Raw genomic sequence first — 25,333 nt, forward strand, 5'->3', positions numbered from 1 at the left:
CACGGCGACGCGGGGCGCCGTGCGGGCGTGGGGGTGACGGGCGCCGGTGCCTGGCGGGTACCGGTGGGCTCAGTACTCGGTCGTGACGGCCGCGCCCGAGAAGGCCGCCGCGCCGTGCAGGCTGACGTAGTGCCAGCCGGCCGCCGGGGCGGTGACGGTGATGGTGTGCCGGTTGCCGGGCCCGGTGGCGCGCCGGGTGTGGGAGGAGACAGTGGCCCAGCCGCGGTCGCTGTAGTAGAGGTCGGCGTCGCCGGTCCCGCCGGACGAGGTGATGGTCAGGCTGCCGACGCCGTCGGGCAGGTAGAGGTAGAGGTAGGCGTAATCGCTCGCGGCGGCGGACAGCCCGCTGCGCCGGCAGTCGCGGTCGAGCCGCCGGGTGTCCGGGTCGGCGCACTCCGGGACCTGGGCGTCGCCCGCGCAGCCGCCCGCCGCGCACGCGGCCAGCCACGAGGTCCAGTCGGCGTCGTAGCGGCTGCCGACGGTGCCGGTCAGGAAGGCGCGGGCGGCGCTCCACGAGCCGGTGCGGTAGTGGCCGAGCATGGTGTCGACGTCGGCGCGGTGCCGCTCGAACATGTAGCGCACGGCCAGGTAGCCCCAACGGTAGACGCGCGTGGTGTCGTGGTCGTACGTGGTGTCCCACAGCGTGCTCAGCGCGTACGTCCGGCGGCCGGCCTCGGCGACGGCGGCGTCGTAGGTCAGCTTCCGGTAGGAGTAGGAGACGTACTCGGCGAAGCCCTCGATCCACCAGACGGTCGGCGTGGAGACGCCGGCGGCGAAGTCGCCGTACATGGTGAACCGGCCGTCGAGGTAGTGGGTGTACTCGTGGTTGAGGTTCCAGATCTGGAACGCCGGGCGCAGCCACTCGGCCTCGTAGGCGATGAACCGCGGCTGGTTGCCCGGCCGGGCGGGGTCGCCCTCCAGGTACATGCCGCCGTTGTCGGTGTCGATGCCGAACATGGCGCCCGCGTAGGTCCGGTATTCGGTGCTGGAGTCGAACACCACCACCTCCAGGGTGGTGTTGTGGTCGTCGGCCACCGGCCGGCCGCCGTCACGGGCCAGGTCGTGGAAGAAGGCGTCCTGGCCCGCGAGGCTCGTACAGGTGCCGGAGAGCTGGCCGGAGGTCATCTCCTGGGCGCGGATCCGGATCGCCGGGCCGCACGCGTGGGTGACGGGCAGCACCTTGGCGGCCAGCTGGGCGGCCAGGTCGCAGGTGCCGTAGGTGGAGCAGGAGGCCCTGTCGTAGGCGTCGGCCATCTCGGCCACGCCGACCCACAGCCGCGCGGTCGGGCCGGTGATGGAGCTGCGGCCGAGCAGGTTGCGAGCCATCGGCCGGACGACGTCACGCAGGGCCCTGTGCTGGAGGAACCGCGCGAGCTCGCGTCCTGCGTTGGCGGTGAGGTGGCCGCGGTCGGTGCCGAGCAGGCCGAGGTGACGGACGGCGAAGGACTCGAGCGTCCGCAGCACGCCGGTGTCCGCCTGGACGGCGCTCACGAAGGCGGGCACCTGATGGCCGCGGAACAGCACCGTGTAGGCGCCGTTGACCGCGTTCAGCATCCACCAGGACGCGTCGTAGGAGGAGTCGTAGCCGTTCAGCAGCCGCTCGACGACGTACAGGTAGCGGTCGTTCTGCTCGGCGCTGTCGATGAGGACGACCGCCTCGGACAGCACCTCGCCGTTGGCGTCGCTGACCGTCCAGGCGCGCGGGTTGGCGAAGAACGCGTCGAGTCCCGCCCGGATCGCGGTCCTGAGCTGCGACCCGTACGGGCCGACGTCGTCGGGGTGGTACCACTGGACGTAGTAGCCGGCCCGCAGGTACAGCACGAGCTGGGCGGTGCCGGCGCTGTTGTCGCCCGGATAGCCGGCGCCGTCGTCGCGCAGGGCGGTGGCGACGCTCACCATCTGCGCCTCGCGGAAGGCGCCGCGGGCGTCGGCCCCCGTCAGGCCGAAGAGCGTGTTGACGCAGTCGGTGGTGGCCGACTTCACGTGTCTGACCAGGTCGCCGCCCGTGCGGCCGGTGAAGCCGGCGACGTCGCAGGCGGCCGCCCCGGCCGTGAGGTTGCCGGCCGAGGGCCGCCGCGTTCGCGGCGCGGGGCGCGGGTCGTCGTAGTCGCGGCGCGACGCGTCGGCGGAGGCGGGCAGCGGGGCCCGCTCGCTGACGTCCAGCCGCGACTCGCGCAGGTGTTCCCGCTCGCCGTCGCCGGTCAGGGACGCGACGGGCGGCGGGTCCGCCGTGACCGCGCCCCGCGTCGTGCGCGTCTCCGTCGTGCGTGTTTCCGTCGTGCGCGTCTGCGCGCTCGCGTACGCGGGGGAGACCGGCTGGAGGAGGAGGCTGAGGGTGACGAACGGCAGCAGTAATCGCCTGGACACTGTGGACACGGGGACCTCCGGGGGGTGTCCGCTGGGCTGTGAGGTGCCCCGAGTGTGCGGCCCGGGCGGAGCGCGTGGTCATAGGGCCCGGCATAGATGTTGGCTATGTGTTCACCGGAACGCCTGGCCCCGTACGGTGGTATGTCACATAATTTTCTGTCATGGAGCTTGAGCTCCGGCATCTCCGGATGCTCTGCGCGATAGCGGAGACGGGCAGCGTGACCCGGGCGGCCGCCCGGCTCGGCCTGTCGCAGCCGGCCCTCACCGTCCAGTTACGCAAGGTCGAGCAGATCGTCGGCGGCGAGCTGTTCGCGCGCAGCCGCTCCGGCGCCGTCCCGACCCTGCTGGGCGGCCAGGTCATCGCCCGCGCCAGGGTCGTGCTGTCGGAGATGGACGGGCTGGTGGGCGACCTGCGCGACGCCCGCGCCCCGGCGGCCGGCCTGCACCTGGGCAGCGTCCACACGGCCTGCGTCGCCAGCGTCGTCGGCCGCGTCGGCGAGGTCCTCCCCGGCCGCCTCATCTCCCTGCGGATCGAGCCGTCGGCCGTGCTCCTCGCCGACGCCCTGACCCGGGGCACGCTGGACGCGGCGCTCGTGGGCATGATCGAGGGCTTCGACGTCCCGCTGCCCGCGCCGATCGTCAGCCGGACGCTGATCCCGCACCACCCGATCTTCGTCGCCCTGGCCGAACGGCACCGCCTGGCCGGCCAGGCCGAGATCAGCCTCGCCGACCTGCGCGACGAGTCCTGGATCAGCCCGCCCGGCGCGGACGACGGCTCCCTGGCGGCCCTGCGCGCCTCGTGCCGCGCGGCGGGCTTCGAGCCGGACGTGCGCTACGACGCGCCGAGCGGGGGCGGGCACCACCTGGTGGCCGCGGGCCACGGCATCCGGCTGGTGGATCCCACCTGGCCCGCGCCGCCGGGCACCGTCGTCCGCCCGCTCGCCGGCGAGCCCCAGGTCGCCCGGCTCGTCGTCGCCTGGCGCCGCGACCGCCTCGGCGCAGCGGCGGCGACAGCCGTCTACCGCGGCCTCGCCACCGCCTTCCGGGACCACGTGGACGACAACCCGGTCTTCCGTCGCTGGTGGGACGCCCACCCCGAGACCCATCCCCTCTGAACGGGAACCAGCGCCGCATCAGCCTCCTGCCGGACCGGGAGAGACGAGCCGACGCACCATGGCCGTGATGGCTTCGCGCGGCGATTCGTCCCCCGATGGGATTAACCTGAGGCGCCCGCGGCCTTCGGGCGGGCGGGCCGGGTCTCGGCCGTCCAGGCGCCCAGGCGGGGCCAGGCGCGGACGAGGGCCGCGCCGGCGGGGGCGATCGGCTCGCCGCTGACGGCCACCAGCGTGCCGACCTCGGTCCGGATCGCCCGTACGGGGACGCTCCGCCGCACGAGCAGGCCCGCGTCGGTCAGCTTGGCGAGCACCTCGGCCTCCTCCGCGTCCTCGGCGGACACGTCGCCGTCCACCGCCGGGGCGTCGTCGGGCACCGACCGGAACACGCCCGCCGCCTCCGGGAGGTAGCCGTTGAGCAGGCGGAGCAGGAGCGAGGGGAGCCGTTCCCGCTGGCGCGGCGTCAGCGACGCGTACACCCGCTCGGCCAGCTCGCCGAGCGACGGCGGCCCGGCCAGCCCGTCGGGCGGCACCAGCCCCGGCTCCGGCCCCGCGCCCGCCACCCCGGCGTCCCCGGGAACGGCCCGCAACACGGCACCCCCACCCCCCTGCGCGGCGCCTTCCTGCGCGGCGCCTTCCTGCACGGCGCCTTCCTGCACGGCGCCTTCCTGCACGGCGCCTTCCAGCACGGCGCCTTCCTGCGCGGTGCCTTCCTGTGCGGTGCCCTCTGGCGCGGTGCCATCCGCATCGCGGGGCGCGGGGCGCCGCGTCGCGACGGCCGCACCGCCGGCCGTCGCCGGTGCGGTGTCGGGGACCGGGCGCAGAGCGGGGGCCGCAGGGGGGAGGGCGGCGAGGCCGTCGAGCAGGTCGTCGGCCGACGGCCGGTCGGCGGGGCGCTTGTCCAGGGCCCCGCCCACGAGCTCCCGGAGCCCGTCGGGCAGCGCGTCCAGGTCGGGATCGACGGCCAGCAGCCGGTGCATCACCCCGCCCAGGCTCGTCCCGTGGAACGGGTCGCGCCCGGTCGCCGCGAACAGCAGCACCCCGCCCCAGGCGAACACGTCCGCCGCGGGGCCCGGCCGCGCCCCGGTGATCACCTCGGGGGCCAGGTAGGTGGGCGTGCCGACCGTCCCCGTGCCGCCCACGCCCAGATCGATGAGGGTGGGCCCGCCAGGCGACAGCAGCACGCTCTCGGGACGCAGGTCGCGGTGGGCCACGCCGATCCCGTGCAGCGTCCGCAACGCCGTGGCGACGGCGACGGCGAGCACGCGCAGCTCCGCGCCCCCGTACGGCCCGTGCCGCGCCACCGCCCGCCTCAGGTCGGGCCCCTCGACGAACTCGCTCACGATGTACGGCACCGTCCCGTCGACGCCCACGTCGACGACCCTGGCCAGATGGCACGGCCGGACCCGGAGCACCGCGTCGGTCAGCTGCTGGGTGACCTCGCCCCTCGGCACCTTGACGGCGAACCTGCGTCCCTCGTCGTCGTAGGCGTCGTAGACGACACCCCGCCCTCCGGCGCCGAGTCGTCCCGCCAGCCAGTAGCCGCCGAGGCTTCGCGGATCACCGGGCACCAAGCACTTCGTCACTGCTGCTTAGATGCGGCCGAAGCGGGATTGGTTGCGCGGGACGCGGATGCGGAGGGGAAAGGACGCGACAGGCCCCCCGCGCGCCTCGGAGGACCCGTGCGCCATGATCATTATTGCAGGGCCGGAGACCCCGCAGGCCACTCCGTCCGCAGCACCGACATGGTGATCGAGTCGTGCCACCGGCCGTCCCACAGCAGCGCGTCGCGCAGCACGCCCTCCTGGACGAAGCCGACCTTCTTGTACACGTGGGCGGCCCGTTCGTTGAAGGCGTAGACGCCGAGGCTGACCCGGTGCAGCGGCGTCGTCGCGAACGCGTGACCGAGCGTCAGCCTGATGGCCTCGGTGCCGTAGCCCCGGCCGAACACGCTCGGCCCCACCAGCGCGATGCGCAGGTTGCACGCCAGGTTGTCGGCGTCGAGCTCGTTGAGCACGATCTCGCCGACGTAGTGGCCGTCCGCCACGATCGCCAGGTCGAGCCGGTCGTCGTGCGCGCCCCTGGTGGCGTACCACCGCCGGGCCGCCTCCAGGTCGAACTCCCCGTGCGAGCCGGTCATCCGCCGCACCTCGGGGTCGGTGACCAGCGCGTAGAGGTCGTCGGCGTCTTCGGGGCCGACCGGGCGCAGCGTCACACGCTTGCCCCGCAGGGTGGGTTTCTCGGCGAACATCACCCCTGACTACCCTGCCGGTCCGGCGCGGGCAACCGAATTTCGCGCAGCACCGCCTCCGCCACCTCCTCGGGCGACATGACGCTCACGTCGCACGTCATGTCGGCCACCTCCCGGAAGTACGCCCCGCGGCGCGCCCGCATCTCGGCCGGGGAGAAGGCGGGCCGGTGGTCGTCGGAGCGCATCCGTTCGGCCAGCACCTCGTCGGGCGCGTCCAGCCACACCACGAACGCCGCCCGCAACGCGGCCCGCACCCGGGCGTCCTCGACGGAGCTGGCCGCCGCGGTGATCACCTTGGGCGCGCCGCCGGCGAGCTCGGCGAGCACGTGCTCGGCCTCCCGCGCGTGCAGCACGTCCGCCCCCTCGCGGGCGGCGATCTGCGCGGCGGTGCCGCCGTAGGCGTCGACCAGGAACGGATCGCTGTCGCTGAGCGGCACGCCCAAGGCCTCGCTGATCAGGCGTCCCGCGCTCGTCTTGCCCGAGCCCATAAGCCCGACCATCACTACTGGTTTGTTTTTTGCCATGTGGATAGAGGTTCCTCGTGTCAAGGAGGTAATCATGACCATCGCCGGAAGCATCATCCTCATCATGCTCGGCGCGATCCTGACCTGGGCCGTCGAGTTCGACCTCGCCGGTCTGGACATCAACGTCGTCGGCGTCATCCTCATGCTCGGCGGGTTGATCGGGCTCGCGTTCGGCATCTACCGGATCAGGGTCACCCGCAGGGCGGTCGGCCCGATCGACGAGCCGGTGCAGCGCCACGAGATCTACGAGTCGCCGGAGGCCCGCCGGACCACCGTGTACGAGGAGCGCCGCCACTACAACGAGCCGCCGCTGTAGCGACCCCGGTCGCCGCCGCGGCGCCGCACCAGGAAGAGGTGAACCGACATGCCGGCCAGGCAGGAACTGCCGTCGACCCTTCGACGATCGCCGAAGAAGGCTCAGGAGACGTGGATGAAGGCCCACGACTCCGCCGTCGAGACGTACGGCGAGGGCCGCCGCGCCCACATGACGGCTTTCGCGGCCCTGAAGCACTCCTTCGAGAAGGTGGGCGACCACTGGGAGCCCAAGTCGGAGAAGGGCCCGTCGGACAGGGGCGCCACGGACCGGTCCGGCAGGACCGCCGAGGGCGTCAACGCGAACGCCACCAAGGAGCACCTGCAGCACGTGGCCGCCGAGCTCGGCGTGCGCGGCCGGTCGAGGATGACCAAGCAGGAGCTCGTCGACGCCATCAAGAAGGCCAACCGGCGGGCCACCGCGAAGGCTCGCGGCTGACCCGTTCGCCGAGATCGGCGGGCCCCTGACGAGGCCCGCCGTTCCCGTGCGCCCGCCACCGGGACGCCGGCCGGCCGCTGCGGCGCTCAGAGGAGCCGCCTGACCGCCTCGACGATGGCCTGCCGGTCGATGCGGGCGTCCGCGAGCTGCTGCCGCGGCGTGGCCGACCCCGGAAGCCCGCGTACGGCCAGCTTCACCACCCGGGGCCCGAGCTCGCCGACGGCGTCCAGCACCGCGTCGCCCAGCCCGCCCTCGGGCCGGTGGTCCTCGACCGTGATGAGGTTGCCCGTCGTGGTGGCCGCCGCCGTGAGCGCGGCGACGTCGACCGGCTTGACGGAGTAGAGGTCGATCACGCCCACGGGGACGCCCTGCTCGGCCAGCTCGTCGGCGGCGGCCAGCGCCTCGTGCACGGTCACCCCGGCGGCCACGATCGTCGCCCGGTCGGTGGGGGAGTGGCGCAGCACCCGCGAGCCGCCCACGGGGAAGCGCTCGCCGGGCGGGTAGATGACGGGCGTGTCGCCGCGCGTCGTGCGCAGGTAGGTCACGCCGGGCAGGTCGGCCGTCTGGGCGGTCAGGGCCGCCGTCTGGTTGGCGTCGCAGGGGTAGAGCACGACGCTCCCGTACACCGGCCGCATCATGGCGAGATCCTCCAGCCCCATCTGGGAGGGGCCGTCCTCGCCGATGGCCACGCCGGCGTGCGAGCCGACCAGGCGGATCGACGCCCTGCTCACCGCGGCCATCCGGATGAAGTCGTGCGCCCGGGTGAGGAACGCGGCGAACGTCGCCGCGTACGGCACCCAGCCGCGCGCCTGCATGCCGACGGCGGCGGCCACGAGCTGCTGCTCGGCGATGTACATCTCGAAGAAGCGCTCGGGGAACGCCTTGGCGAACTCCTCGACCTTGGTGGAGTCGGCCACCTCGCCGTCCAGCGCCACCACGTCGCCGCGCGCGGCCCCGAGCGCCGCGAGGGCCTCGCCGAACGCGGTGCGCGTCGCGACCCGCGTGCCGACGTCGTACTCGGGCAGCGTCAGCGGACCGTCCTCGAACCGGTGCGGCACGGCCGTGCTCTCCGGCCGGTGCACCCGCAGCGTGATGTTCCGTGAGCCGCCCAGCTCGCCGACGGCCGTCTCCGGGTCGCGCAACGCCTTGCCGTGGGCGCCCTCGCGGTTCTCCACCTCCAGCACGCCCTCGCCCTTGCGGGTCTTGGCCAGGATCACGGTGGGCCGCCTGCGCGTGTTGCGCGCGTCGCCGAAGGCGAAGTCGATCTCGCCCGGGTCGTGGCCGTCGATCTCGATCGTGCGCCAGCCGAACGCGCCGAACCTGCGGGCGTACGCGCCGGTGTCCCAGCCGTGGCGGGTGGGGCCGCGCTGGCCCAGCCGGTTCACGTCCACGATCAGCGTCAGGTTGGCCAGGCCCTCGTCCCCGGCGTGCTCGGCGGCCTCCCACACCGACCCCTCGGCCAGCTCGCCGTCGCCGCACAGCACCCACACCCGGTACGGCAGGCGTTCCAGCCGTCCCGCCATCGCCATCCCCACGCCGACGGGCAGACCCTGCCCGAGCGACCCGGTGGCCACGTCCACCCACGGGAGCCTGGGCGTCGGGTGCCCCTCCAGCCGGCTGCCGCGTCTCCTGAACGACAGCAGTTCCTCGTCGTCGATCGCGCCCGCGGCCTTGAACAGCGCGTACAGCAGCGGCGAGGCGTGTCCCTTGGAGAAGATCAGATGGTCGTTGCCGGGGTCGTCCGGCCGGTCGAAGTCGTAGCGCAGGTGACAGGCGAACAGCACCGCCATCAGGTCGGCGGCGGACAACGAGGACGTGGGATGACCGGAGCCCGCCGCGGCCGAGCTGCGCACGGAGTCCACGCGTAGCTGGGCGGCGAGTTCGGTCAGGAAGTGCAGATCGCGTTCGGGCATTGCGGGCCTCCTCCTGGTCCCCCGCCGCCTACCCCTTCTCGCTCTGGTTAACGCGATGGTCAACTCGCGGGTTGACCGAGGGTCAGGCAGATGGTCGGTGGCCCGTCCCGGAGGGGTCAGCCGCGGCGCCGGAGCACGGCCATCGCGATCCCGGCGGCGCCCGCGGCGGCCAGGGACAGCACGACCGGCCGCCGGTGCTGCGACAGCCACAACTGCGGGCTGCGCCCGTGCGAGCGGTGGTCGAAGCTGCCGCGCGCGCCGTAGTCGGCCGTCTCGTCGGCCGGCTTCCACAGGTTCGCCACGCCGCTCGGCGGCTGCTCGGTCGTCTGCTGCGAGTCCACACCGGTACGCGCCAGGTAGCGGTCGAGGAGGGCGGGGGCGATCCGCTGGGCGAGCAGGGTGGCGGCCGTGGTGGCGCCGACCCAGTACTCCTTGCGCTCCGGATGCTCGGCCGCGAACACGATGCCGCGCGCGGCCACCTCCGGCTGGTAGATGGGCGGCACGGGCTGCGGGTGCCGGCCCAGCTTCGACAGCACCCAGTCGAACTGCGGGGTGTTGACCGCCGGGAGCTGCACCAGCGTGATGTCGATGCCGCTCCGGTCGGCCAGCAGCTCGGTCCGCACCGACTCGGTGAAGCCCTTGACGGCGTGCTTGGCGCCGCAGTACGCCGACTGCAGCGGGATGCCGCGCTGCGACAGCGCCGAGCCGACCTGGACGATCGTGCCCCGGCCGCGGGGACGCATCAGGTCCAGGGCCACCCGGGTGCCCCAGACATAGCCGAGGTAGGTGACGGCGGTGGTCCGCTCGTACTCCTCCGGCGTGATGTCGGTGAACCGGGCGAAGACCGACGAGAACGCCACGTTGATCCACACGTCGATGGGGCCGAGCTCGTCCTCGACCCGTTCGGCCGCCTGCCGTACCTGCTCGTAGTCGGCGACGTCCGCCTCGTAGACCTGGCCCACCCCGCCGGCGGCCCCCACGTCCACGGCGGCGGCGCCCAGCCCGGTCATGCCGCGCGCGAGCAACGCCACCCTGGCGCCCCTGGCGCCCAGCTCGCGCACCACGGCCCGTCCCACGCCGCCGCTCGCGCCGGTCACGACGACCACCTTGCCGCGCAGGTCGTGCGGCCGCTCGGGGGACTCGCTCGCGGAGGGGGACTCCGTGAGCACATCGGTTCGCTGCGGGGGCATGATCACCCTGCCTCTCCTACGTTGCGCTTCTTCTGACGGCGTACGGCGAGCACGATGTCCACCACCGTGATCAGGGCCACCACGATCGCGATGCCGGTCAGCACCGGCAGGGTGGAGACAAGCCCCATGAGGGCCAGCGCGACCGCGAAGACGAGGATGAAGGATCCGACCCTGATGTGCGCGACGTCACGGGGCGTCGCCGGCACCATGGGCTTGCCCGACTCCGAACGCCTTTCGTCCCATTGGTTGTTCTCAGACATGGGTCGTCACCTGCCCCTGCCGTTTGCCGCCTAACGCCAGGGGTAGCCGCGGTCACGTGCCTGAGCTGCATCCGAGTGACCAGAACGAGCCGGGAATCCTCCGGCGGCGGCGGGGGCGCGGTTTCAGCTACCAGCACGCCGACGGCCGCCCCGTCACCCCCGAGGAGCGCGCCCGGATCAGGGCGCTCGCCATCCCGCCGGCCTGGACCGACGTGTGGATCTGCGCCTCGCCGTACGGACACCTGCAGGCGGCGGGCACCGACGCGGCCGGGCGCCGGCAGTACCGCTACCACGACCTGTGGCGCGCCCAGCAGGACCGGCTCAAGTTCGACCGGGTGCTGGAGCTGGCCGAGCGGCTGCCCGCCTTCCGCAAGGCGGTCGACCAGGCGCTGGCCGGCAGGGGGCTGACCAAGGAGCGGGTGCTCGCCGCGGCGGCCCGGCTGCTGGACGTCGGGTTCTTCCGGGTCGGCGGCGAGAGTTACGACTCCTTCGGCCTGGCCACGCTGCGGATGGAGCACGTGACGTGCTCGCGCAACACCGTCACCTGCTCCTACCCGGCCAAGGGCGACATCCCGCGCGAGGTGGTGGTGGCCGACCGGGCGGCGTGCGCGGTCATCCGGTCCCTGAAGTGCCTCGGGTGCGAGGGCGAGCTGCTGCGCTACCGGCACGCCGGCGGCTGGGCGGACGTGCGCAGCGACGACATCAACGCCTACCTGCGCGAGACGATCGGCGACGACTTCACCGCCAAGGACTTCCGCACCTGGCACGCGACCGTGCTGGCCGCGGTCGGCCTGGCGGTGTCCGGCCCCGCCGCGCGGACCGGGCCGACCGCCCGCAAGCGGGCCGTCACCCGGGTGATGCGCGAGGTGTCGGAGTACCTCGGCAACACGCCCACGGTGGCCCGCGAGTCGTACGTGGACCCGCGGGTGGTCGAGGCCTACGAGAAGGGCAGGACGATCGCTCCGGTGCTGACCGAGCTGGGAGCCGACGCCGACTTCGGCGGGCTGGCCACCCACGGCACCGTGGAACGCGCCGTTGTGGAGCTCATCCGCGCCGTTTGAGCTTTTCGTCCCCGGGCATGCGGCGTCTGGAGAAGGAGGAAGCGATGGAAGCTCCGCAGTACGTCGCGGCCCGGATCCAGCAGGCGCTGGCTGAGGACGCTCGCACCCACGAGCTCGGCATCCACGTCGACGTGCGAGGGGACCAGCTGTTCCTGCGCGGCCAGGTGAGCGGCACCGAGCAGCGCGAACGGCTGGGCCAGGTGGCGCACGAGGCCGCGCCGGACCTGAGGATGCACAACGAGATCAAGGTCGTCGTCGTCAGCGAGCCCGGAGAGGATGAGCACCTTGACTAACGTGCGCATAGCGGCCGTGGGCGACATCCACCTGGGCGAGGACGTCCGCGGCGAGTACCGCAAGAGACTGGAGGGCATCGAGGAGCGCGCCGACGTGCTGATGCTGGCCGGTGACCTGACCCGGCACGGCACGCTGGAGGAGGGCAGGCTCGTGGCCGACGAGCTGCGCGACCTGCCGGTGACCACCGTCGCCGTGCTCGGCAACCACGACTACCACTCCGACCAGCAGGACGCGATAGCGGGCGAGCTGCGCGACGCCGGGGTGATCGTGCTGAACGACGACGGCGTCGTCATCGAGTGCGGCGGGACCAAGCTGGGCGTCGTCGGCGGCAAGGGCTTCGGCGGCGGCTTCGCCGGCAAGTGCGCCAGCGAGTTCGGCGAACGTGAGATCAAGGACTTCGTCGCGCACACGCGCTCCATCGCCGAGGCGTGGAAGGTGGCGCTGAAGGAGATGCAGGCCGACCGCCGGGTGGTGCTGTCGCACTATTCGCCCGTCAAGGAGACCCTGCACGGCGAGCCGCTGGAGATCTACCCCTTCCTCGGCTCCTACCTGCTGGCCGAGGCCGTCGACACCGTCGGCGCCGAGCTGATCCTGCACGGCCACGCGCACAAGGGCAGCGAGAAGGGGCTCACCCCCGGCGGCATCCGCGTGCGCAACGTGGCCCTCCCCGTGCTCGGCAAGGCGTACGCGGTCTACTGCCTGGACTGAGCCGCCCGGACCGTACGGCGCGCGACGCGGCGCCGTACCGGAAAAGCTGAAACGGCCGCCCCCGGAAGGGGGCGGCCGTTTTCGCGGTTGGTTGGCGACAAAGAAGCCGATCACATTTCGCGTTGCCCCGTGCATAACCGGCGCGACGGAAAGGTGCTCTGCACGCCGCTATACATTGAAGATGCTGACGCCGCCCGGCCCCACGAGGAAACCGAGGACGATGAGCACGATCCCCCACAGGAGGTCGCGACGGGCCAGGATGACGTAGATCCCGGCGATGACGAGAACGACTGCGATGATCCAAAGCAAAGTAGCCATGACCCGCTACTGCCCCGGGCCGCGGGCAGTTAACATCCTTTCCGGGCGACGCGCATGTTTTCCCCGCTTTTCCGGGGCAGTTGTCGCCCATGACGACATTCGGCTATTTCCTCTCCTGTGAGGAGCACGACCCCAGAGAACTCGTCCGGCAGGCCCAGGCCGCCGAGCGCGCCGGCTTCGAGGCGTTGTGGATCTCCGACCATTTCCACCCGTGGCTCGACGAGCAGGGGCAGAGCCCGTTCGTCTGGACCGTGATCGGCGCCGTCGCCCAGGCGACGTCGCTGCCCATCACCACGGCCGTCACCTGCCCCCTCGTCCGCCTCCACCCGGTCATCGTGGCCCAGGCCGCCGCGACGTCCGCCGTCATGACCGACGGCCGCTTCCGGCTCGGCGTGGGCACCGGTGAGGCGCTGAACGAGCACGTCGTCGAGTCGCGCTGGCCGCCCGCCGACGAGCGGCTGGAGATGCTCGAGGAGGCCGTGGGCCTCATCCGCGAGATGTTCACCGGACAGCTCGTCACGCACCGCGGCACCCACTACCGGGTGGACACGGCCCGGCTCTACACGCTGCCCGACGAGCCGCCGCCGATCTACATGTCCGGCTTCGGCGGCAAGTCGATCGAGCTGGCCGGCCGCATCGCCGACGGGTACATCACCACCGGCCCCAGCGCCGACAGCGTCGAGGCGTTCCACAAGGCCGGGGGCTCCGGCAAGCCGGTGGCCGGCGGGCTCAAGGTCTGCTACGCGGCCGACGAGGCCGAGGCGCGCAGGACCGTGCACCGCCTGTGGCCCACCCAGGGCATCCAGGGCGAGGCGGCGCAGCTGCTGCCGCTGCCCCGCCACTTCGAGCAGCTCGCCCAGGGCGTCACCGAGGAGCAGGCCGTCGCCGCCAGCCCCTGCGGCCCCGATCCGGAGGCGCACGTCCAGGCGGTGCGCGAGTACGTGGACGCGGGCTTCGACGAGGTGTACGTCAACCAGATCGGCCCCGGCCAGGACGCGTTCTTCGACTTCTACGCCCGTGAGGTCCTGCCGAGGCTCCGCTAGCTCCGCGTCAGGAGACCTTCTGCATGAGCCGGGCGTAGGCCAGCTGCAGCCAGTCGGAGGCGGCCACCGCGGTCATCGTGGCTCCGGCCAGCCGGGTCAGGCGGGGCGCGAACACCATGCCCGCCGCGTACGCGGTGGCCGTCCACTGCGCCAGGCAGAACGGGCAGGAGACCAGCTCGCCCACCGGGTTGCGCGGCTCCTCCTTCAGCTCGGCGGGCCCGCTCACCCCCTCGTAGCGGGTGAACGGCGCCCGCAGCGGGCTCGTCACCGGGTCCTTGGCCAGCAGCCGCGACACCTTGTGGGTGCACGCCGCCATCAGCGCCAGATCCAGCAGCGCGATGCGGTCGGGAGCGCGCCGCCCGGTCAGCGCGGCCGCGCCTACCGCCGCCGCCACCGCCCCGCCGTACACGGTCAGGATGCGCAGGTAGCCGCGGATCGGCCGGTCGTGCCCGCCCGCGTACTCCTGTTCGGTCTTCTCCAGAAAGTCGGTCATACGGCCTGGCGCTACCCCCGCGCCGGGCCGCTACTCGCGCCGGAACGCGAAGTCCTCGCGCGCGTGATCCGGAACGCCTATTCGGTACGCCTGAGGGTAGCCCCGTCTCATGAGCAGCCATAGTCATGCGGTCACCGATGCCATTCTCGACACGTTGAAACGCGCCAGTTCGGGGTTGAAGGACGCCGGCGTGAAGTTCGCGCTGGCGGGCGGGTGCGCGGCCTACGCCCGCGGAGCGGCGCCCTCGTTGCACGACGTCGACTTCGTGATCACCGAGCACGACGTGCCGGCCGCCCTGGAGGCGCTGCGCTCGATCGGGTTCGAGACGGCCAAGCCTCCGGAGGACTGGCTGGTCAAGGCGTTCGACGAGGGCCGGCTGGTGGACCTGATCTTCCGGGTCTCCGACCGGCCGATCACGCACGAGCTGCTCGACCGGGCCGAGCCGATGAAGGCCTCGGCCGTGATCGTGCCCGTGCTGGAGGCGACCGACCTGGTCATCTCGTGGTTGCTGCCGCTGTCGGAGCACGCCTGCGACTACGGCGCGCTGCTGCCCCAGGTGCGGGCGCTGCGCGAGCAGGTCGACTGGTCGCGGGTCGCCGTCGTGACCGCCGACTCGCCGTACGCGGCCACGTTCCTCACCCTGCTGGAACGCCTCGGCGTGCTGGAGTCGCCCGTCGAGCCCAAGGGCGAGCCCGCCTGGCCGTGACACCGCGTGTGACACCGCGCCGTGACACCGGCGCCCCTGACACCCGCGCCCTGACTCGAAGGAGAGGGCCGCACCCCCTTCCGGGGATGCGGCCCTCTCCTTCGTTCTCCGACGGGTCAGTAAGTGAACCGGCCGTAGTAGTCGCCGATCACGGTCCGGTACTCGGGTTCCTTGAACCGTGCCTCGTCGAACTCGGGCGAGTCCTTGATCTCCGCCTTGGTCCGCGAGACGTGCACCTCGCGTTCCTGCGGGTCGATCCTGGTCACCACCCTGGCCGGGAGCATGACCTTCTTACCGAAGATCCACGGACCGGTGTCGACGACCAGGTAGCTCGCGCCCACCTCGTACGTCGCCTCGTCCACGGTCCCGATCTTCCCGTCGGTCGCCTGGACGTGGTAACCCACGAGGTCCAGGCTGCTGCCGCGGTCGTAGACGTCAGGTCGATAGTCCCAGAGCTCCATGGAGCTCCTCTCCTCTCTTCTTCCGTCCTGTTCCGGGCACCCCCTCCGCTACCCGCACGGCACCGCCCAAACCTCCGCTAGGGTGAGCGGCGTGCCGCGTTTCCTGATCTGCTCCCCGCCGCCCGCCCCGTAGCGGGCGGCTTCTCCTCACGACTCCGGGTCTGACCGATCCGGGGGTGGTCGCCGCCCGCGCACCGGGCCCCTGAACGACCACTCCCATCGGAGAGACCTTTCATGACCCCTGTTTCCACGCGGCGGGGCGCGTTCTACGTGTCCGTGGCCGCGGCCGCCTGGGGCACCGGCGGCACCGCCGGCCTGCTGCTGTTCCAGTCGGGCGGCCTCGGCCCCGTCGGCGTCTCCCTGTGGCGCTACCTCCTCGGCGCCGCCTTCCTGCTCGTCCTGCTCCGCCTCACCGGCGGCCTTCCCGTCCGGCTCGGCCCACGGGTCGTCGCCGTGGGCATCGGGATGGCCGTCTACCAGGCCGCCTACTTCGCCGCCATCGCCCGGTCCGGTGTGGCCGTGGCGACCGTGGTGACGATGGGCGCCACTCCCGTGCTCACCGCGCTGGGCAGCCGCTTCCTGCTCCGCGAGCGGCTGGGCCGGTCCGGGGCGCTCGCCATGTCCGGGGCGCTGGCCGGGCTGCTCCTGCTCACCGGGGGCGACCTCGGCTCGGGGACGCGGCCGGGACAGTGGGCCGGGATCGGGTTCGCGTTGCTGTCGGCCGCCGGGTACGCCGCCGTCACGCTCTACTCCCGGCGCCATCACGACGACCCGCAGGGCATGGCCGTGGGCGGGTTCGTCGTGGCGGCGGCCTGCCTGGCGCCGTTCGCGGTGGCCGGTGGGGCGCTGCCCGTGTTCAGCCTGTCATCGGTGGCCCTGCTGCTCTACCTCGGAGCGGTGCCCACGGCGCTCGCCTACGGGCTGTACTTCCGCGCGCTGGCCACGCTCAGCGCGGCCACCGTGTCGGTCATCTCGCTCGGCGAGGCCGCCGGCGCCGCCGTGCTGGGCGTGCTGCTGTTCGGTGAGCGGCTGACGCCTGCCGCCTGGGGCGGGTGCGTGCTGCTGATCGCCGCCGTGGTGGTGCTCACCGTCCGGCCGGGCGAGCGCTGACGGGTCCGGGGAGCGGGGCGGCGGCGCCGGAACGCCGGATGAGCCGCCCGGCCCGCCGTATGGGTTAGGGTCCGGTACGGCGACGCATGCCGTACCGTCGCTCCGCTCCCCGCGGACCGAGCAGTGCCGACCAGCGGCGGGGCACGCGGGGAACGGTGCCGGCAGAGCGCGCGTTGGAGGGACTGTGGCGTCGATTACCGGAATCCTCAGAAACCTCCTGGACCGTCCAGGAGGGTCGAACCTGAGCCCGTACAAGAAGATCGTCAAAGCGGCCGGTGCGCTGGCCGGCGAGGTCGGGAAGCTCGGCGAGCTGCCCAGACCGGCGATGGACGATCTGGCCCGGTTCTGCGCCGTCGCGCGCGAGGCGGCCGACCGGACGCTCGGGCTGAGGCCCTACGACGTGCAGCTCCTCGGGACGCTCGCCCTCCTCGACGGCAAGATCGCCGAAATGGCCACGGGCGAGGGCAAGACGCTGGCCGGCGCGATGGCGGCGGCGGGCCACGCCCTGCAGGGCAGGCGGGTGCACGTCATGTCCGTCAACGACTATCTGGCCCGCCGTGACGCCGAATGGATGGCGCCGTTCTACGAGGCGATGGGCGTCACGGTGGGGTGGGTCGGGCAGAGCTCCACCTTCGAGGAGCGGCGCGAGGCGTACGCGAGGGACGTCACCTACGGCGCGGTCAGCGAGATCGGCTTCGACGTGCTGCGCGACCGGCTGCGCACCGACGCGAGCCGGATCATCGTCCCCGCGCCCGAGGTCGCGCTGGTGGACGAGGCCGACTCCGTGCTGGTGGACGAGGCCCGGGTGCCGCTGGTGATGGCCGGCGCGTCCGACGCGGGCGACGCGGTGCCGGAGATGGCAGCCCTGGTCAGGCAGCTCGTCCGCGGCTACCACTACGAGATCGACGACCAGGCGCGCAACGTCTACCTGACTCCCAAGGGCGCCGACACCGTCGAGAACCTCCTGGGTGTCGACCTCTATGACGAGAACGAGCCGGGCGCCCTCATCGAGCTCAACCTCGCCCTGCACGCCCACGCCCTGCTCACCCGCGACGTCGACTACATCGTGCGCGACGGCAAGGTGCAGCTCATCAACGCCTCCCGCGGCCGGGTGGCTCTGCTGCAGCGCTGGCCCAACGGCCTGCAGGCGGCCGTGGAGGCCAAGGAGGCCCTCGCGCCCAGCGAGAAGGGCGAGATCCTCGACTCCATCTCCGTGCAGGGCCTCGTCCGCCGCTATCCCCGGATCTGCGGCATGACCGGCACGGCCGTCGCCGTCAGCGAGCAGCTCGGCGAGTTCTACGGGCTGAAGGTCGCGGTCATCCCGTCCAACCGGCCGTGCGTCAGGATCGACGAGCCCGACCGCGTCTACCCGACGGTGCCCGACAAGGTGGCGGCGCTCGTCGAGGAGATCCAGGCGGTGCACGCCACCGGACGGCCCATCCTCATCGGCACCCTCGACGTGGCGGAGTCGGAGAACCTCGCCATGCTCCTGCAGCGGCGCGGCCTCGAGCCCGTGGTGCTCAACGCCAAGAACGACGCCGAGGAGGCGGCGATCATCGCCCGGGCGGGCGAGCGCGACGCCATCACCGTCTCCACCCAGATGGCCGGGCGGGGCACCGACATCCGCCTCGGCGAGGGCGTCGCCGAACTGGGCGGTCTGTACGTGATCGGCTCCGGCCGGCACGCCAGCAGCCGCCTGGACGACCAGTTGCGCGGCCGGGCGGGCCGGCAGGGCGACCCGGGCGGCTCGGTGTTCTTCGTCAGCATGGAGGACGACCTGATCACCCAGTTCGTCCCCGACGAGCGGCCGCCCGCGGCCGACGCCGACGGCCTCGTCCGCCACCGCCGCGGCGCCTACCTGGTCGGCCACGCCCAGCGGGTCGCCGAGGGCGTCAACCTGCAGATCCATCGCAACACCTGGCGCTACACCCGCCTGCTCGAACAGCAGCGCGAGCTCATCCTGGAGTGGCGCGACAAGGTGCTGCACGGCGACGCCGCCGCGCGGGCGCTGGCCGAGGGCGACCCCGAACGCTGGGCGGAGCTGCCCGAGGACACCCGCGAGGAGACGGCCCGGCAGATCGTGCTGCACGCGATCGACCGGTGCTGGACCGAGCACCTGGCCTTCCTCACCGACCTGCGTGAGGGCATCCACCTGCGGGCCCTGGGCCGGATGAACCCGATCGACGAATTCCACCGCGAGGCCGTGGCCGAGTACAAGGCGATGCTCGCCGAGGTGGAGCGCCGCTCGCTGGACGCGTTCGAGGCGCCCGAGCCGGACCTGGCCCGGCCCACGGCCACCTGGACCTACATGGTGCAGGACAACCCGTTCGGCACGGAGTGGGACCGGATCGTCAAGCGCATCGGCTCGTCCGGCCGCCGCCGCTAGCGCACCGCTGGTGCCCGTCCACCCCTGACCTCCGGGCGGGTGCCGCTGTCACGGAGTGAGCAGGATGGGTCGCCCCCTAAGTCGGATGCCCGATGCCCCGTAACGGCCCGGTCCATACCGTCGGAAGCGTCGAATCCCGATCAACCGCTTCGGAGGGCACCATGTCGTTCCACGTTCTGATCGCCGGTGGCGGCATCGGCGGGCTCACGCTCGCCCAAGGCCTGCGCAAGGCCGGCATCTCGGTGGCGGTCTACGAGCGTGACCGCGCCAAGGACGACCGGCTGCAGGGCTACCGGATCCACATCTCGCCCAAGGGGTGCGCGGCGCTGCACGAGTGCCTGCCGGAGGAGCTGTACGACCGGTTCGTGGCCACGTCGGGCAAGCCCAACACCACGCTGGGCTTCTACGACTCCGACTTCTCCGAGCTGCTGGCCATCGGCGACCCGGACGCGCCCGAGCACTACATCGACAGCTTCAAGTCCGTCAGCCGCATCTCGCTGCGGGAGGTGCTGCTGAGCGACCTGGAAGGGATCGTCCACTACGGCAAGACGTTCACCCACTACGAACAGCGCCCGGACGGCGGGGTGCGCGCGTACTTCGACGACGGCACCCACGCCGACGGCGACCTGCTGGTGGGCGCGGAGGGAGTCAACTCGCGGGTCCGCGGGCAACTGCTGCCGGGGGCCGAGCGCGTCGACACCGGCGCGCTGTCGCTCTCGGCCAAGGTCCCGCTGGACGACGAGACCCGAGGGCTGCTGCCCAGGCAGCTGTTCGCCGGCTCGGGGTTCGTGTTCGGGCCGCAGGGCAAGGCCGTCTTCCTCGCGGCACACGAGTTCCGTACCAAGAGCTCGGTGGCCAAGGCTCCCAGCGGGGGCCTGCTGCTGGACGACACCGCCGACTACATCATGTGGAACATCGTCACCACCTGGGACAAGCTGGGCGACCGGGCCGAGCTGGAAAGCATGGACGGCGCCGCGCTGCAGCAGGTCGCCTTCCGGGCGCTGGAGGGCTGGAGCCCCCGGCTGCACGATCTGATCGCCCGCAGCGACCTCGGCAGCGTCTCCGTCTTCCCGCTGAAGAGCTCCACCCCGGTCAAGCCGTGGCCGACCGCCAACGTCACCCTGATCGGCGACGCGATCCACAACATGCCACCCACCGCGGGGGTGGGCGCCAACACCGCGATCCTCGACGCCCGGCTGCTGTGCGCGAACCTCGTCGACCACGTCAACGGCCGGCGAACGCTGCTGGACGCGGTGCACGCCTACGAGGCCGAGATGACCGACTACGCCTTCAAGGCGGTGGCGCTGGCCATGCGGAACCTGAGGATGGGCGTCAGCGCCAGCCCGGTGCAGCGCTTCCTCACCAAGACCATGTTCCGCTTCTTCAACGCGGTGCCGCCGCTGAAGAGGCAGATGTCCGCCTCGATGATGAAGTAGCCATGCGGATCGTCTTCGCGAGTCTGCTGATCCTGCTGCTGCTGGCCACGCTCGACACCACGCTGACCGGCGTCGTCGCCCCCGCCCTCGTCGCCGAGCTGGGCGGCGGGGAGCAGGTGGAGCTGGTGGTCGTGGCCTACGCGGCGGCCTCCACCGTGACCCTGCCGCTGTGGGGGAGGGCGGGCGACCTGCTCGGGCACAAGCGGGTGCTGCTGACCGCGCTCGCGCTGTTCGAGATCGGGTCTGCGGCCTGCGCGGCGGCGCAGGACATGCCCCAGCTGGTGGCGGCCAGGGCGGTGCAGGGCGTCGGAGCGGGCGGGCTGATGGTCGGCGTCGTCACCGTGCTCGCCGCACTGCTCCCGCCCCGCGAACGCCCCCGCTACCAGGGGTACGTCACGGCCGTCACGGCCGTGGCCATGATCGGTGGCCCGCTGGCGGGCGGTCTGCTCGCCGACGCGCTGTCCTGGCGCTGGGCCTATCTGATCAACCTTCCGCTGGGCGCCGTCGCGTTCGTGACGCTCGTCCTGCTGGTACGCCTCCCGCCACGGGTGAGGGAGGGCCGCGCCCGGCGCCTGACCGACTACCTGGCCGTGCTGCCGCCGCGTCTGCTGGCCGTACGGAACTTCGCCCTCGCCGCGATCCTCGCCCCGCTCCAGGGCGCGGTGATGCTCTCCTCGGTCACCTATCTCCCGCTCCATCTGCAGGCCGGGGGCGACTCCGCGGCCGCCAGCGGCGTCCTGCTGCTGCCGCTGCTGGCCGGGACGGTCGCCGCGTCCTTCCTGTCCGGACGGGTGATCACCAGCACCGGCCGCTACCGGCCGGTGCTGGTGACGGGGACAGTCCTCATCGCGGCCGGTACGGCGGGCATCGCGCTGACCGGCGCAGGCTGGGCCGTTCTGGCCGTGCTGGGCCTCGGGGCGGGCATGCTCATGCAACTGGTCACCTTGGTCGCGCAGAACAGCGTCCCCGCCGAGGACGTCGGTGTGGCCAGCGGCGCCGGTCCCTTCCTGCGCCAGCTCGGCGGCGTGGCAGGGGTCACGATGACCGGGGCGCTGTACGAGCCGGGTTCCCTCCACCTCGCCTTCGCCGCGCTGACGGTCATCGCGGTGGCCGCCGTCGTGGTCGCCGCGCTCGTCGTGGAGATCCCGCTGCGCGTCACGGCAGGATGAGGCCGGCCAGCTCGGTCCGGGTGGTGACGCCCAGCTTCGGATACGCCTTGTACAGGTGGTGGCCGACGGTCCTCGGGCTGAGGAACAGCTGGGCGGCGATCTCCTTGTTGCTGGCTCCGGTCGCGGCCAGCCGTACCACCTGCAGCTCCTGCGGCGTGAGCCGCGACAGCACGTCGGTGTCGGCGCTCCTGGCAAGGGACTCACCGGTGGCGCGCAGCTCCGACGAAGCCCGCTCCAGCCAGGGGCGGGCACCCAGCCGTTCGAAGGTGTCCATCGCCTCCCGCAGGGCTTCCCGGGCCTCCTGCTTGCGCCGTTCGCGCCGCAACCGCTCACCCAGCAGGAGCCGCGTGCGCGCGGCGTCGAAGGGATGGTCGGCGGCCTGGTGAAGATCGACGGCTGTGGTGAAGTCCCGTTCGTCGTCCTCCAGCAGCGCCCGGCAGCGGGCCAGCAGGCCCTGCGCCCACGGCCGGCCGGTGGCGGCCGCCCAGCGGGCGAACCGGTCGCACGCCGCGCGGGCACGCTCCGGCTCCTGCAGCCTGACCAGCACCTCGACCAGGTCGGGGGTGGCGGCGGGCTGCTGCCGGGCGGCACGGGCCAGGTGACCGGCAGCCTGCTCGTAACGGCCGCGGCCCAGCTCCAGCACGCCCAGCGCCCATCGCGCCCACACCTGGCCCGCGGGCGTCGCCGCGGCCCGCTCGGCGAGCCGCCGGCAGTCCTCCTCCAGTCCGCGGACCGCGGCGAGCCAGGCCCGCACCCCGCACGCCTGCGCCTCCAGATGCGTCTGACCGGTCTGCGCCGCCACCTGCTCGGCGTGGTCGGCGTCGGCGGCCGCGTCCAGGTGACGGCCCTCCAGGAGCTCGACGGCGGCCAGCGCCAGGTGAACGTGCGGCAGCCAGGCGACCATGCCGAGCGAGGCGCATTCGGCGGCCAGCGCACGAGCCATGCCCCGCGCGGTGGCGTGGTCACCGATGAGCAGCGCGATCGACAGAGCGCCGTTGCGCAGGCCGTACTCTCCCTGGCCGGCGTGCCTCGCGCCGTCGACCACCTGGCGCAGCAGCGGCAGAGCCCGTTCCGGATCGTCCTCCAGCAGGGCCGTGATCCCGCGGGCCATGGCCGGCGCCGGTCGTGCCGGGTCGGTGCCGTGGTCCAGGGAGAGCAGCACGTCGGTGGCCTGGCGGGCGAGCTTCAGGTCATGGGTGTACCAGGCGTTGCGTACGACCTGGATCAGCAGCGAGGTGGCGCGGCCGGGATGCGCGACGGCCAGCGGCCTGGCCGCCTCCAGCAGGGTGAGGCTCGCGGCCTCGACGGCGCCGCGCTCGAAGTCGACGTCGGCCCGGAGGTTCGCCAGATGGGCCAGGACGAGCTCGTCACTGGTCAGGCGCACCGCCTGGTCGGTGAGCTGGGCCGCCCGGCCCAGCCGCCCGGCGGAGATGGCCGCCTCGGCGGCCTTGGCCAGCCGCGCGGCCCTGCGCTCCGGTCCGGGAGTGAGGAGCGCGGCACGCTCCCACGCCGCCGCCGCGGCCGAGTGCCCGCTGCGCCGCAGGAACGTCTCGGCTGACCGGTCGAGCTCGGCGGCCAGCTCCTCGTCCGGTTCGGTCACCGCGGCGGCCAGGTGCCAGATCCGCCGCTCGGGAGCGCTGACCTCCGCCAGCGCCCGGTGGACCGCTCCGCGCCTGGCGAAGCCCGCCGCCTGATAGACCGCCGACCGGACCAGCGGATGGCGGAAGCGCACCCGCGTACCGGCCACCTCGACGAGCCCGGAGCCTTCGCACTCCTCCAGGGCCCGCTCGTCGGCGCCCAGGCGGGCCGCGGCCCGCAGGATCAGGGCCGGCTCGCCCGTGTCCTCCGCCGCCGCCACCAGCAGCAGCGTCCCGGCTGGTTCGCTCAGCGCCGTGGCGCGCTGCCCGAACGCCTCCAGCAGCCGGCGGGTGAGCGGCAGCTCACCCACGTCTTCGCCGCAGGACGCGTTCCGGGGCAGTTCGATGAGTCCCAGCGGGTTGCCGCCCGCCTCCGCCAGCACCCGCGCGCGTACGTCCCCGGCCAGGCCGGGAGCGATCGCGTCCACCAGCTCGCCCGCGGCCGAGGCCGCCAGCGGGGGCACCCGCAGCTCCGGCAGACCGGGCGCGTGGAACTCCTGGCGCGCGGCCAGCAGCAGGGCCACCCGCTCGCTGCGCAGCCGGCGTGCGGCGAACAGCAAGGCGTCGGCCGAGGCCCGGTCCAGCCACTGCATGTCGTCCATCACGCACAGCAGGGGCCGCTCCGCCGACACCGCCGCCAGCAGGCTCAGCACCGCGACCCCGACCAGGAACCGGTCACCGGCCCGCGTCGCGGTCATGCCCAGCGCGCCGCGCAACGCCGTCGCCTGGACCTCCGGCAGGTCCGCCACCTGCTCCAGCACGGGCGTCAGCAACAGATGCAATCCCGCGTAGGGCAGCTCCGCCTCCGACTCCACGCCCATGCCGCGCAGCACCGTGAATTCCGCGCCGGCGCGCTCCGCGGCATGATCGAGCAGCGCGGACTTGCCGACGCCCGGGTCGCCGCTGATGACCAGGACGCCGCTGACGCCTCCCGCCGCCTCGTGGAGGAGCCGGTCGAGCGTCTCTTGTTCACGAGTCCTGCCGTAGAGCATCTCAAGATCCTACTTATGCCGTCTTAGGTAGCGGTGACCGCTATATGACTGATTACTCTGATCTCGCTCCTGCGTACCGTCGTGACCAGCGACAACACGACAGGAGAGCAACCGTGAAGATCGTATTCGTGCCGGGCGCCGCCGACCTCACCCTCCGGGTGGACCCGGCCATGGCCGAGCCGTACACCCTCGGCTTCGACGGTGTGCTGCCGGAGGTGCGGCCGGTCACCGGGGGAGTCGTCGTCGACTTCCCGCGCAGCTTCCACGTCGGCGACCGGCGGCACGGCGGCCGGATCGTGCTCAACGCCGCCGAACCGTGGACGGTGGAGGTCCAGGGCCGCACCGCGCGCGTGGACGCCGACCTGCGCGGGCTGCGGCTGGCGGGGCTCGACCTACAGGGCGGGGCCGAGCAGGTGCGGGTGAACCTCCCCGGACCGCGCGGGACGGTGCCCGTCCGCGTCGCCGGAGGCGCGGCCGACCTCACCTTCCGGCGTCCCGCCGGCGTCCCGGTACGGCTGGCCGTGACCGGCGGCTCGACCCGCCTGACCATAGGCGAGCAGCACTTCGCGACGGCCCGGACCCGGTACGCGCACACCGACCCCGGGTTCGAGGAGGGCGAGGACGGCTACGACATCCTCGTCGCCGGGGGAACCGACGCCCTCACCCTCCAGTGAGGCTCCAGCGCGGGCGTCGTCCGTTCGCAGGGGGAAGGACAGGATGACGGTCGCCGTACCTGACAGAAGATGGCAGGTACGGCCGGAAGACTCGGTGTCATGACGACGAAGGCGAAACTCCTCGCGGTCTCCCTCGACTGCGCGGAGCCCAAGAAGCTGGCCGAGTTCTACCATCAGGTCTTCGGCATGGACATCCAGCACGCCGAGGACGAGTACGCCGCGGTGGGCAACGGCACCCTGTCCATCTACTTCGGCCGCAACCTCGGCCGCAAGCCCTCGGCCTGGCCGGGCGACGACAAGCAGTTCCACTTCGACGTGCTGGTGCCGGACGTGGAGAAGGCGGTCGAGGAGTACGTCGCGCTCGGCGCCACCAGGCCCGGCTTCCAGCCGGGCGTGACCGACGAGGGCGTCAGGTGGGTGGTGCTGCAGGACCCGGAGGGCCACCTCTTCTGCGTCTGCCCTGACCCGTCCTGAGGG

At 72.8% G+C, this 25,333-nt stretch carries 25 protein-coding genes; 14 read left to right on the plus strand and 11 right to left on the minus strand.

Going from position 1 to position 25,333, the window contains the following annotated elements; genetic code table 11:
• Positions 1–69: 69 nt before the first annotated feature.
• Positions 70–2,376, minus strand: a complete 2,307-nt coding sequence (locus tag CXR44_RS16890) for a M9 family metallopeptidase (RefSeq protein WP_101787030.1) — start codon at positions 2,374–2,376, stop codon at positions 70–72.
• A 152-nt stretch (positions 2,377–2,528) separates the two neighbouring features.
• Here CXR44_RS16890 and CXR44_RS16895 point away from each other — a divergent pair, with 152 nt between their 5' ends.
• Entirely contained in the window at positions 2,529–3,482 is a 954-nt protein-coding gene (locus tag CXR44_RS16895) for a LysR family transcriptional regulator (protein WP_101787031.1), read from the plus strand.
• 101 nt (positions 3,483–3,583) lie between these two features.
• Here the strand turns inward: CXR44_RS16895 and CXR44_RS16900 are convergent, their stop codons facing one another.
• The 3 genes from CXR44_RS16900 to CXR44_RS16910 form a co-directional block, all read right to left on the minus strand.
• Positions 3,584–5,065, minus strand: coding sequence for a serine/threonine-protein kinase (locus CXR44_RS16900; RefSeq protein ID WP_101787032.1), 1,482 nt, complete (start codon positions 5,063–5,065; stop codon positions 3,584–3,586).
• 110 nt (positions 5,066–5,175) lie between these two features.
• Positions 5,176–5,730, minus strand: a complete 555-nt coding sequence (locus CXR44_RS16905; RefSeq protein ID WP_101787343.1) for a GNAT family N-acetyltransferase — start codon at positions 5,728–5,730, stop codon at positions 5,176–5,178.
• Entirely contained in the window at positions 5,730–6,290 is a 561-nt protein-coding gene (locus CXR44_RS16910) for a shikimate kinase (protein WP_342748563.1), read from the minus strand. The genes CXR44_RS16905 and CXR44_RS16910 overlap by 1 nt, the downstream gene beginning before the upstream one ends.
• Here CXR44_RS16910 and CXR44_RS16915 point away from each other — a divergent pair.
• Together CXR44_RS16915 and CXR44_RS16920 are read left to right on the plus strand one after the other, a co-directional pair.
• Entirely contained in the window at positions 6,289–6,570 is a 282-nt protein-coding gene (locus tag CXR44_RS16915) for a hypothetical protein (protein WP_101787034.1), read from the plus strand. The two genes, CXR44_RS16910 and CXR44_RS16915, sit on opposite strands and share 2 nt — an antisense overlap.
• Positions 6,571–6,618: 48 nt before the next feature.
• Entirely contained in the window at positions 6,619–7,005 is a 387-nt protein-coding gene (locus CXR44_RS16920) for a ChaB family protein (RefSeq protein WP_101787035.1), read from the plus strand.
• An 86-nt stretch (positions 7,006–7,091) separates the two neighbouring features.
• Here CXR44_RS16920 and CXR44_RS16925 read toward each other — a convergent pair whose 3' ends face one another.
• The 3 genes from CXR44_RS16925 to CXR44_RS16935 all read right to left on the minus strand — a co-directional run bounded on the left by CXR44_RS16925 (position 7,092) and on the right by CXR44_RS16935 (position 10,368).
• Complete coding sequence (locus CXR44_RS16925; protein ID WP_101787036.1) at positions 7,092–8,918, minus strand: transketolase; 1,827 nt, start codon at positions 8,916–8,918, stop codon at positions 7,092–7,094.
• A gap of 116 nt (positions 8,919–9,034) precedes the next feature.
• Entirely contained in the window at positions 9,035–10,108 is a 1,074-nt protein-coding gene (locus CXR44_RS16930) for an SDR family oxidoreductase (protein WP_101787344.1), read from the minus strand.
• 2 nt (positions 10,109–10,110) lie between these two features.
• The gene (locus CXR44_RS16935; protein ID WP_144069987.1) at positions 10,111–10,368 is read right to left on the minus strand and encodes a hypothetical protein; all 258 of its coding nucleotides are present in this window, start codon (positions 10,366–10,368) and stop codon (positions 10,111–10,113) included.
• Between the two features lie 56 nt (positions 10,369–10,424).
• On the opposite strand from CXR44_RS16935, the gene CXR44_RS16940 reads away from it, so the two are divergent.
• The 3 genes from CXR44_RS16940 to CXR44_RS16950 are packed head-to-tail and all read left to right on the plus strand — an operon-like array spanning position 10,425 to position 12,431.
• Positions 10,425–11,429 (plus strand): DNA topoisomerase IB, encoded by a 1,005-nt coding sequence (locus tag CXR44_RS16940; RefSeq protein WP_245899222.1) that lies wholly within the window; start codon positions 10,425–10,427, stop codon positions 11,427–11,429.
• 44 nt (positions 11,430–11,473) lie between these two features.
• A complete protein-coding gene (locus CXR44_RS16945; RefSeq protein WP_101787038.1) occupies positions 11,474–11,722 on the plus strand; it encodes a BON domain-containing protein in 249 nt (82 codons plus the stop codon).
• A gap of 1 nt (position 11,723) precedes the next feature.
• On the plus strand, positions 11,724–12,431 hold the full coding sequence (locus CXR44_RS16950; protein WP_101787039.1) for a metallophosphoesterase family protein: 708 nt from the start codon (positions 11,724–11,726) through the stop codon (positions 12,429–12,431).
• 168 nt (positions 12,432–12,599) lie between these two features.
• Here the strand turns inward: CXR44_RS16950 and CXR44_RS39470 are convergent, their stop codons facing one another.
• Positions 12,600–12,749 (minus strand): GPGG-motif small membrane protein, encoded by a 150-nt coding sequence (locus CXR44_RS39470; protein ID WP_175593845.1) that lies wholly within the window; start codon positions 12,747–12,749, stop codon positions 12,600–12,602.
• 89 nt (positions 12,750–12,838) lie between these two features.
• On the opposite strand from CXR44_RS39470, the gene CXR44_RS16955 reads away from it, so the two are divergent.
• The gene (locus CXR44_RS16955; RefSeq protein WP_101787040.1) at positions 12,839–13,792 is read left to right on the plus strand and encodes an LLM class F420-dependent oxidoreductase; all 954 of its coding nucleotides are present in this window, start codon (positions 12,839–12,841) and stop codon (positions 13,790–13,792) included.
• A 7-nt stretch (positions 13,793–13,799) separates the two neighbouring features.
• Here CXR44_RS16955 and CXR44_RS16960 read toward each other — a convergent pair whose 3' ends face one another.
• The gene (locus CXR44_RS16960; RefSeq protein ID WP_101787041.1) at positions 13,800–14,285 is read right to left on the minus strand and encodes a DUF1360 domain-containing protein; all 486 of its coding nucleotides are present in this window, start codon (positions 14,283–14,285) and stop codon (positions 13,800–13,802) included.
• Between the two features lie 109 nt (positions 14,286–14,394).
• Between CXR44_RS16960 and CXR44_RS16965 the strand changes: the two genes are divergently transcribed.
• The gene (locus CXR44_RS16965) at positions 14,395–14,991 is read left to right on the plus strand and encodes a nucleotidyltransferase (protein WP_101787042.1); all 597 of its coding nucleotides are present in this window, start codon (positions 14,395–14,397) and stop codon (positions 14,989–14,991) included.
• 116 nt (positions 14,992–15,107) lie between these two features.
• Here CXR44_RS16965 and CXR44_RS16970 read toward each other — a convergent pair whose 3' ends face one another.
• Positions 15,108–15,452 (minus strand): hypothetical protein, encoded by a 345-nt coding sequence (locus CXR44_RS16970; protein ID WP_101787043.1) that lies wholly within the window; start codon positions 15,450–15,452, stop codon positions 15,108–15,110.
• A 234-nt stretch (positions 15,453–15,686) separates the two neighbouring features.
• Between CXR44_RS16970 and CXR44_RS16975 the strand changes: the two genes are divergently transcribed.
• The 4 genes from CXR44_RS16975 to CXR44_RS16990 all read left to right on the plus strand — a co-directional run bounded on the left by CXR44_RS16975 (position 15,687) and on the right by CXR44_RS16990 (position 21,553).
• Positions 15,687–16,562 carry a DMT family transporter gene (locus CXR44_RS16975; RefSeq protein WP_101787044.1) on the plus strand — a complete coding sequence of 292 codons (876 nt, stop codon included), beginning with the start codon at positions 15,687–15,689 and terminating at the stop codon, positions 16,560–16,562.
• 184 nt (positions 16,563–16,746) lie between these two features.
• Positions 16,747–18,948 (plus strand): accessory Sec system translocase SecA2, encoded by a 2,202-nt coding sequence (gene secA2 / locus CXR44_RS16980; RefSeq protein ID WP_397023578.1) that lies wholly within the window; start codon positions 16,747–16,749, stop codon positions 18,946–18,948.
• A gap of 161 nt (positions 18,949–19,109) precedes the next feature.
• Entirely contained in the window at positions 19,110–20,384 is a 1,275-nt protein-coding gene (locus CXR44_RS16985; RefSeq protein WP_180903495.1) for an FAD-dependent oxidoreductase, read from the plus strand.
• Between the two features lie 2 nt (positions 20,385–20,386).
• Positions 20,387–21,553, plus strand: a complete 1,167-nt coding sequence (locus tag CXR44_RS16990) for an MDR family MFS transporter (protein ID WP_101787046.1) — start codon at positions 20,387–20,389, stop codon at positions 21,551–21,553.
• Here the strand turns inward: CXR44_RS16990 and CXR44_RS16995 are convergent.
• Positions 21,540–24,182, minus strand: coding sequence for an ATP-binding protein (locus tag CXR44_RS16995; protein WP_101787047.1), 2,643 nt, complete (start codon positions 24,180–24,182; stop codon positions 21,540–21,542). The genes CXR44_RS16990 and CXR44_RS16995 overlap by 14 nt on opposite strands.
• Before the next feature lie 113 nt (positions 24,183–24,295).
• Between CXR44_RS16995 and CXR44_RS17000 the strand changes: the two genes are divergently transcribed.
• Together CXR44_RS17000 and CXR44_RS17005 are read left to right on the plus strand one after the other, a co-directional pair.
• A complete protein-coding gene (locus CXR44_RS17000; protein ID WP_101787048.1) occupies positions 24,296–24,856 on the plus strand; it encodes a hypothetical protein in 561 nt (186 codons plus the stop codon).
• 99 nt (positions 24,857–24,955) lie between these two features.
• Positions 24,956–25,330, plus strand: a complete 375-nt coding sequence (locus CXR44_RS17005; RefSeq protein WP_101787049.1) for a VOC family protein — start codon at positions 24,956–24,958, stop codon at positions 25,328–25,330.
• Positions 25,331–25,333: the final 3 nt, after the last annotated feature.

The organism is Nonomuraea indica (genome assembly GCF_002850745.1).
Classification (GTDB): Bacteria; Actinomycetota; Actinomycetes; order Streptosporangiales; family Streptosporangiaceae; genus Nonomuraea; species Nonomuraea indica.